5 protein-coding genes and 4 pseudogenes are annotated in these 8,035 nt (G+C 59.5%); 1 reads left to right on the top strand and 8 read right to left on the bottom strand.

Annotation, left to right across the window (positions count from 1 at the left end; translation table 11 throughout):
• Nucleotides 1-128: 128 nt before the first annotated feature.
• The 8 genes and pseudogenes from AB3X86_RS35750 to AB3X86_RS35715 all read right to left on the bottom strand — a co-directional run.
• Nucleotides 129-411, bottom strand: a pseudogene (locus AB3X86_RS35750) (IS5/IS1182 family transposase); the annotation flags it as partial.
• Between the two features lie 148 nt (nucleotides 412-559).
• Nucleotides 560-2,094, bottom strand: a pseudogene (locus AB3X86_RS35745) (IS66 family transposase).
• A gap of 79 nt (nucleotides 2,095-2,173) precedes the next feature.
• Complete coding sequence (gene tnpB, locus AB3X86_RS35740) at nucleotides 2,174-2,545, bottom strand: IS66 family insertion sequence element accessory protein TnpB (RefSeq protein WP_368599590.1); 372 nt, start codon at nucleotides 2,543-2,545, stop codon at nucleotides 2,174-2,176.
• A pseudogene (locus AB3X86_RS35735) lies at nucleotides 2,545-3,026 on the bottom strand (IS66 family insertion sequence element accessory protein TnpB). The gene tnpB and the pseudogene AB3X86_RS35735 overlap by 1 nt, the downstream one beginning before the upstream one ends.
• Nucleotides 3,027-3,346: 320 nt before the next feature.
• Nucleotides 3,347-3,559 (bottom strand): annotated as a pseudogene (locus AB3X86_RS35730) (IS6 family transposase); the annotation flags it as partial.
• Nucleotides 3,560-3,976: 417 nt separating this feature from the next.
• Nucleotides 3,977-4,609 (bottom strand): response regulator transcription factor, encoded by a 633-nt coding sequence (locus AB3X86_RS35725; RefSeq protein WP_018435039.1) that lies wholly within the window; start codon nucleotides 4,607-4,609, stop codon nucleotides 3,977-3,979.
• Nucleotides 4,606-6,231, bottom strand: coding sequence for a response regulator (locus tag AB3X86_RS35720; RefSeq protein ID WP_368599593.1), 1,626 nt, complete (start codon nucleotides 6,229-6,231; stop codon nucleotides 4,606-4,608). Before AB3X86_RS35720 ends, AB3X86_RS35725 begins: the two co-directional genes overlap by 4 nt.
• 255 nt (nucleotides 6,232-6,486) lie before the next feature.
• Nucleotides 6,487-6,792: a hypothetical protein gene (locus tag AB3X86_RS35715; RefSeq protein WP_368587279.1), complete on the bottom strand. Its 306-nt coding sequence runs from the start codon at nucleotides 6,790-6,792 to the stop codon at nucleotides 6,487-6,489.
• Nucleotides 6,793-7,349: 557 nt separating this feature from the next.
• On the opposite strand from AB3X86_RS35715, the gene AB3X86_RS35710 reads away from it, so the two are divergent.
• Nucleotides 7,350-7,556: a hypothetical protein gene (locus AB3X86_RS35710; RefSeq protein ID WP_368587286.1), complete on the top strand. Its 207-nt coding sequence runs from the start codon at nucleotides 7,350-7,352 to the stop codon at nucleotides 7,554-7,556.
• Nucleotides 7,557-8,035: the final 479 nt, after the last annotated feature.

Genomic DNA, 8,035 nt, shown 5'->3' with positions numbered 1-8,035 from the left:
GCTCTTCGGCCCCATCGGCAACATTCCACCTGCCGAGGCAGAAGCCGCTTACTATGCAAATCTCGCTGAGTCTGTCACTGTGGCATGACGCAAGCAAAACGGTCTCCGGAAAACCCGGGGCGGCTCAGCCCGATGGTCGGCTCAATCGCGCTACGCCGCCGGATCATGACGCGCAACGTTCGCGTGATGCCACGGCGCAGACCGGGGTGGTAGACCCTAACGCTGTCCGGTTCGGCGCCCCCGGCAACCACGGTCGACGATCACGATTTCAGGTTGGACGTCACTTAGAATCGCCGCGTAGTCCAGCGCTTCTTCCATGAGATGACCGTCGTGCGCATTGCCCGGCATCGAGCGGGTCCTAATTACCGGCGTCCTCCGACGCGTCACCGTGATCAATACTTCTACACCGTAAGCGCGAGATTTAGCACAGCGAATGAGGAATCGTTTGCATTCTGCGCGCGTGAGTAGCCCCATCGCGACGGTCGATATTGACCGGCGACGTTTCCAATTGTGTTCGGGGAGTGTGCGCCGACGTGGCGGCCTGCGCGCGTCTTGTGTGTCAGCTCGCTTTCGACTCGGCGCTGCGCTTCACATAGTTGAACGGCAGCAGATCGCTGATGTCCGCATCCGGCGCGCGTTGCGGCGACTCGGTCAGCACGTGTACGAGGCACGCATAGGGCTCGACGCCGCAGGCCCGACAGGTCCGGATCAAGCTGTACACCATGGCGCTCGCCTTTGCTCCGGCAACGGTGTCGCTGAACAGCCCCGAAGTTCTGCCAGTGCAGAAGGGGCGGATATCGCGTTCCATGACGTTATTGTCTACCGGGGCAAGCCCATCTGCCACATAGCGGCTCAGGTATTCCCACTGGTTGCGTGTATAGCCAATTGCCTTGCCCAGCAGGCTCTCGGGCAACACCTCAGGGGTCTGCTCATCGAGCCATTTCCTGAATGCTTCGAGCAATGGAGCACTGTGCTGCTGGCGCAGGCGGTACATGTAGCCGATACGCGTCTCGCCTTCAGGCAGATTCCCTTTGGCAAGCCGCTCGACCTAGTACAGTGCCTCGAAGTACTTGAGTGCCTGCGCTACGCGGCAACCGGGTTTCCTCTGCCCCTTGAGCGCGTCGACGAAGGTCCGTCTCGCATGGGCCAGGCAGCCGAAGTGAGTTGGGCCTTCGACCGTGCGCCACGCAGCGTAGCCGTCGCTCATGAGCAAGCCCCTGTAGCCCCCGAGGAACCTCTTCGGATGTTCCTGACTGCGCTCCGGCTGGCGCCACCGGCTCCCCGCAGTTCTCGGCACTGCGGTACGCCCACATATAGCTCTTGCTCTGCGCGCTCTTGCCGGGCTCCTTGAGTACCTGCACCGTGGTTTCGTCGCCGTGAATCAGCGGCTGCGAGAGCAGCGTCTTACGCAGCGCTGCGTACAGGCGGCTGTAATGCAGCTCGGCGGGCCGGATGATCCAGTTGGCCAGTGTGCCACGGCCTACCGGAATGTCTGCGCGCGCAAATACGTCTGCCATCCGGTACAGCGGTGTACCGTCGACAAACTTGCCGGCCGTGACGGTGGCGATCACCGACGCGCTGGCATTGCTGCCCGGCAGCGCCTGCAGGCATCGACGCAATCAGGACCGGCGTGCGGTCTGCGTGGCGCTCGCAATGCCGGCATGCGTACTTGAACCACACCTGTTGCAGCACCGACGCCTTGACGTCGATGTGCAACTGCTCGCTGTTATCCTCGCCCATGCGGTGCATACCGTGACCGCAGCAGGCGCAAATCTTCTGGTCCTCAGGCACGTCGTATTCGATGCGCTGGGGCGGCAGGTTGGCCGGCAGCGGTTTGCGCCCGCGCTTGCCGCCTTCCGGCTCGTTGACTTGCGGCAGTCCGGTGTCAGGCAGCGCGAACGCGTCATCAGCGTCGTCGTAGGCCTGGGCCATTTGTTCGGCTTCGTTGAACACGCGATCCTTGAGCTTCTCACTGCGGGGCGCAAAGCGCTGGCTTTGTGCAAGCCCCAACTGCTCGTCGAGGGTCTGTATGCGCGGGGCCAGGTCAGCAGTACCCTGCTCAAGCTCACGGATATAGGCTTGGGCGGCCGGCAGAAGTCCAGAGAAGATGTGTGTCCATGCCTCTCACGATAGCGATGCAACCGCCGAAACGGGTTTACGTGCCGCCTTGATATCAATCAAGGTTTGTGTCGATCGTCTCGGGCCGATAGCGGCGGGATGGATGTCGACGAACCGCTTCAATGTCGATGCCCTCAAGCAGCCAATGCAGCTGTTCGGTCGTCAGTTCGATGACGGCCTGCTGCCGGCGCGGCCACACTAACCGGTCTGCTTCCAGGCGGCGCAGCATCAGCCGGAAGCCGTTACGCTCCCCCAGCAACAGTTTGATGCGGTTAGCCCGCCGGTTGCTGAACGCGTACACGGCGCGTGCGAGCGGATCGATCTGCATCGACTGCTCAACCAGGTTGACGAGGCTGTTGATCCCAGCCCTGAAGTCGATCGGCTCGCGGTGCGGATAGACTCGCAGCTCCGTATCGAAGCGGAACATCAGCGCGCTCGCAATGCTGCGGTCATCGCCGTCACGAGTGAAGCGTCGCGCCCGGTACACTCGAGCTCAATGAGATCCCCATTGGGAAGCGTCGCCGACAGGCCCGCCAGCGATGCCGGGCGCGGCGAAGGACGAGAAGGTTCACGCTGTGGCGTCGATTCCGATGCGGGTGGCACAGCTCCCCTTGGGACCAACGCCGGGGCCGCGTCGTCGATTGTGACGACTGTCGCGAATGCCGATGGTGCTTGCCCAAGATCGGCATTTGGACAGAAGTACATTCACGCTGCTCTTCCAGGCGCACCCACTTGTGCAACTGGTTCGCATTCACCCCGGCCTTCAGCGACAAGCCAGCCAGCGATGCGCCAGGCAGGCGGCAGGCCTCGATCAGCTTGCGCTTGCCCTCCGGGTTGGATCCATGCTTGCCATCAGCACACGTCCGGATCACCCGCAGGGGGAAAAAGTCAAAGTCAGTGTCGGTCATTATCTGCGTCCGCAATCCAAGTCTGCGGGCGCAGCTTGCATCTTCCCGACTACGGAGGCTAGGTGCGCCTTATTTCGCGCTTACTTTACACCTTATATGGTCGCGCCCGGTTTATCAGGCTTTCTTTCAAGTGGTGGCGACGCTGGTAATCGACTGCTTCCGTATATCCAGACTGTCAAACGAGCCAGATGAACTCTAGGCCTTCGATGCAATCTGCTGTCCGGGTTCTAGTTGAACTCTCGGGCTCGAACGTGCGGTGCGTGGGGTGATTCAGGATCTCCTCGCCACGGTCTAACCTAGCGGGGAGGGAAAACGCTGGCTCAGAAAGCGGACGGAATTTCGGTGATGTCTGCCAAACGCCGCCACGCGGTGAAGCGTGCCGCGAGCTGTTTGCGCGCGTTCAGGATCGCGAAAGCCACGCATGCGTCGCTCGCGTTCACGGTCGGCTGATTACCATTTTCGGCACGGCTATTGAGCCGCGCGCTGGCTTTGACAAAGATGTGCTTGACGTAAGCCGGTTCGGGAATCTCGGCAGGCCAAACGGTCATCCCGGCCGCCGCTCGTTTTACCGTGAACTTGGTGGAATCATCCTTGGACGGTATCGAAGCGCTGCATTATCTAGCGCCACTCGGCGACGTAGCGCCATCGTGATACAGGCCAGACGCGTGACTGAGCGACGGACGTTATCGGCATTTCGCGGATCACCGCTGGATGCAAGCAAAGGCTTACCGGTCCAAGTCAAATCCCAATTCCGTGGAGCAATATCTGTAGGAGCGGTAAAATTCGATTACCCGGTCGCGAAATGTGAATCGCTGGCAGATACTTCTTACAATCCATTGCGCCAGCCATCCTTAGCGCCCTCAATGTCGCCCGCGCGGCAAGAGAAATGCGTGCGAACTCGCTGACGACCACTCGTAACTTCATTTCATCAGGCGATTGCCAGCATCCTTCTACTCGACGATCAGCCCATGCCGGATCGCGTATCTAATCAACTCGGCGTTGTTGGACAGCCCGAGTTTGCGCATTAATCGCATCTTGTGTGTACTGATAGTTTTCGCACTGAGCGTACATGTCTCGGCGATTTCATTGATGCTCCTGCCCGCCGCGAGCATCTGCAGCACCTGGAATTCGCGATCCGACAGTACTTTATGAGGAGGCACGTCGTCGCGCTGAGTATCGAAGACCATTGCATCGACGAGCTTCGGGTCGAGGAAACGCCCGCCCTCCGCGAGCTTGCGGATCGCTGCGAGCAGCACTTCCGGGTCACTGTCCTTGGTCAGATACCCCGTCGCTCCCGCGCGCAGCGCGCGGGACGCGACCTGAGCCTCATCGTGAATGCTCAGTACGAGCACCGGCAATGAAGGATGTTCCGCCCGTACTCTGCGAATCAGGACGACACCACTGATGCCTGGCATCGTCATGTCGAGCAACAAAAGGTCGACTGCCCGCGAGCGCAACCCATCGATCACTTCTGACCCCTGTGCCGCTTCCGCCACAACGACGATATCGCTCGTAGTAGCTATGATTTGTCTGAGTCCACCACGGACGATTGCATGATCGTCTGCGATGAGTATCCTGATCATGTTCGAAGTCCGCCATCGAGCGGAATGTGAATTGAAACCATGGTGCCCGCGCCCGGCGCACTTTCGATTGAAAGCGATCCGCCAATCAGCCGCGCGCGTTCGTTCATGCCGAGCAGGCCATATGAATAGTCGCCCCTCACGACTTGCTGGTCGAAGCCGCGGCCATCGTCACGCACCTGCAGCAGGAGCTTCGCCGCCGTCGAAACAAGCGTCACCTCGACATGTGTGGCGACGGCATGCCGCGCGACGTTCGTCAGCGACGCCTGTGCGATGCGGAACAAGGCCGTGGCATGTGAATCGGACAGCGAGGGTTCTCCGCCTTCGATGCGCAATTCACACACAATAGCATTCCGGAGGTTGAACTCGTCGACAAGCCATTCAAGGGCAGACGCAATTCCGAAGTTGAGCGCGGCGGGCCGCAAATGACTCGCGACATTTCGCACCATCGAGATCGTGCCTTCGACTAGTTGGCGCATATCGTCGGCTTTTTTTGACGCTTCCGCGTCGTACGCTATACGCATCTTGAGCAGGGACACGTCCATCTTAAGCGCAGTCAGCAATTGCCCCAGTTCGTCGTGAATTTCCATCGCAATGCGCCTTCTTTCTTCTTCGCGAATCGCCTCCATGTACACGGACAGTTCGCGCTGCTCCTCGCGCGATTCGACGAGTTCCTGCTCCATTTGCTTGCGCCCAGTGATGTCGTTCAGGCCAACATAGATCGCCGGAGAATCGTCGTAAGTCGCAACGCGTGCCGTCACCATCGCCCAGAATCGTGTACCGTCAAGACGCCGCAATTTGACTTCTGTATTGCGCAAGCCACCCTTCGTTTGTAGATCCTCGATCAGACGCTCATGCTCGCCACGTTCGGCATAGAAATCGTCGATATTGGCGGACGAGGCTTCTTCCATACCGAAGAGCTCACGCAGCGGCCGGTTTGTGTACAGGATGTGTCCGTCAGGCATCGACGTGATGCACAGCGGCACCGGACTCGTTTCGACAATCGCGCGAAAGCGAGCCTCGCTTTCCTTGAGACGAGCGTCTGCACGCCTCCCCTCGTCGATCTGCGCCAGCAAGCTCGTGTTGGCATGCGCGAGCTCTTCGGTGCGCAACGAGACGCGGTGCTCCAGATCGTCGCGCGCTGCCGATAGCACCGCTTCCGTCTTCTTTCGCACGGCTACTTCCGCGAGCAGCAGGTGGTTCTGCGCGAGCACCTGCTTGTGCGTCATCCGCAGTTCAAGGTGCACGCCAACGCGAGCCAGCGTCTCATCGACACGTAACGGCTTGGTTACATAATCGGCGCCGCCCACCAAAAAACCTTCGACGCGGTCCGCGTTGCCTGAGAGCGAGGTCATGAATATGACCGGGATGTCGCGCGTGCGCTCATCGTGCTTGAGGCGTCGACAGGTCTCGAAGCCGTCGATGCCTGGCATCTCCACTTCAAGCAGGATCACGTCCGCCTGCGCAAAGACCGCACGCTCGACCGCTTCCGTCCCATCGAGCGCCGTCAGCACCCGAATGCCGTGCGCCTCGAAGCTGTCGACAATCACACCGAGATTCCCCGGCGTATCGTCGACGATAAGAATCGTGCCCTTGTGCGCGACCAAAGCGGCCAAATCGGTCATGATGCGGTGTTTCATTCGAGATACCGCTCCACGAGTTGCAAGATCGCTTTCCACTCACAGGTTCACGCGAACCGGTTCCTATCCCAAATATTCGCGCGAGTGCCGCCATTGTGGGAGTCCAATATTTGGACCTCGATCCAGAGCCTAGTCTACGCGCCCTTGTCGGCTTCAAGGTCCGCTGCGACAACGCGCACCGCAGCGTCAAATCCGCCGCACGCTCCACGAATCTTGCGCTTATGCTTGCATTTTCTCTCCCTACTCCGCTCGCGCCATCAGCGTGACTCTGCACGGCGCGGCCAATTCGTCGATCAGATCTGCCACTTCGCAGAGCGCGCGGAAGTCACAGTCGTCGATCCGATTAGCGTGATTCCGCCGCAAATCGCGAAGTGTTTCGCCAAGGCGCCTGAGCGCGCTGGGGCTACTGTCGCGCAATGGCCAGCAAAGCATCAGATACGCAAGTGCCGTCAAGCTGCGCGTCTCGCACCAAGTGTCGAACAGTCGCAGACATATCGCGTCGATCTGCGAGACGACGTTCTCCCTCTCCGACAGATAGCCCATCATAATTCGTCAAGTCGACGTTGCATGTCTTCATGTTCATTATCGACTAGCAGACTTCCTACCGCATTCAGCGCTTACTGCAAAATCAGAGTATGAGATCCTGAATCACGCGTCAGGACATCCTGACGCCATTAGCGCAGAAAGCCCGCCGATAGGTAAACCTTCAATTTCCGCCGCACAAGGGCGATCCGATTCAGGAAGTCCTGACGGCTTCAACCAGCGCTTCGTGAGACAACATTCGTCCGGCTCCGATTGGACGCCCGCTCCGATCGCCATACCATCGAACCATCGTAGATCGAGGGGAAAACCATCGCGGCCTACACATCGCTGCGCTCTAAACACGAAAAGCTCGTTGGCCCGACGCGCAATTACTGGGCGCTTGTCCGCCTGCTGGACCACTTCGTTTCACGTGGGAACATGCCGCGCGCGCATACAGATGGGTCCGCCGACCGGTGCGTGCTCGGTCTACCTCTCTCGCCATGCCAACGCAACGTGGCACGTCTTCTCACCGCCGCCTCATCGTTCAGCGAGCCGGGGAAAGAAATACGCACGACGATGCCTTGAGCATTCTGCCGAAGGAAATGATCCAACTTCGCGCGTGGCTCAGCGACTGGTACGACCAGGCATTCGCCGCGGGCTACATTCACCCGCCCTTCATTCTCGACGAAGTGACCGCCGACCGGTTGGAAGGCTACTTCAAGGCGGGCCTGACGCAGCCGAAGGCGCAATTTTGTTCTTCGGCGTCGTGCATTGAGCGCAAGCGATGATGTTCGAAGAACTCGGCTGGATGTGCTTGTCGACCGCGAGTGCCGGATGTCGACGTCCGAAGCGTCGTCACGGCTTTGTCCGGTAAGGCCTTGATCAAGCATGCCACCTGGCTAATCATAGGCCTCACCATTGGCCGGTTCTCAGGGGCGCGATGCAAATTGCTCCGTATATCTTTCACCTTGCTCGCGTCGCTTCAGCACACCGAATTCACTTCTAGCTGACGTACTGTCGTCAACAGCGCAAGCAGGGCGACTGAGCCTTTGGTCCCTGAAAAGTGCCGACAAAAACCGACGATTGCGAACCGAACCCGCGGCATTCACTGGCCGCCGCTCGAAACCGACGGCCATAACTCGCTTGTTTAGGTGAAACTGCAAGCGATCAACCAAATAGGCGAATAGGTGTACGGATCACATGGCAGAGGAACATATTCCTGATGCGATTCTGTTGCGTGGAGCGGAATCGGCGTTTCGCGGGAACC

This window comes from Paraburkholderia sp. BR14374 (genome assembly GCF_040948685.1).
Classification (GTDB): Bacteria; Pseudomonadota; Gammaproteobacteria; order Burkholderiales; family Burkholderiaceae; genus Paraburkholderia; species Paraburkholderia youngii.
The sequence above is the reverse complement of the archived record's forward strand: the minus strand, read 5'-3'. Positions and strand labels throughout refer to the sequence as shown.

Coding starts and splice junctions, on each gene's coding strand:
- tnpB (WP_368599590.1), bottom strand. CDS start 2,545: ATGTTCCGCTTCGATACGGAGCTGCGAGTCTATCCGCACCGCGAGCCG.
- AB3X86_RS35725 (WP_018435039.1), bottom strand. CDS start 4,609: ATGATCAGGATACTCATCGCAGACGATCATGCAATCGTCCGTGGTGGA.
- AB3X86_RS35720 (WP_368599593.1), bottom strand. CDS start 6,231: ATGACCGATTTGGCCGCTTTGGTCGCGCACAAGGGCACGATTCTTATC.
- AB3X86_RS35715 (WP_368587279.1), bottom strand. CDS start 6,792: ATGATGGGCTATCTGTCGGAGAGGGAGAACGTCGTCTCGCAGATCGAC.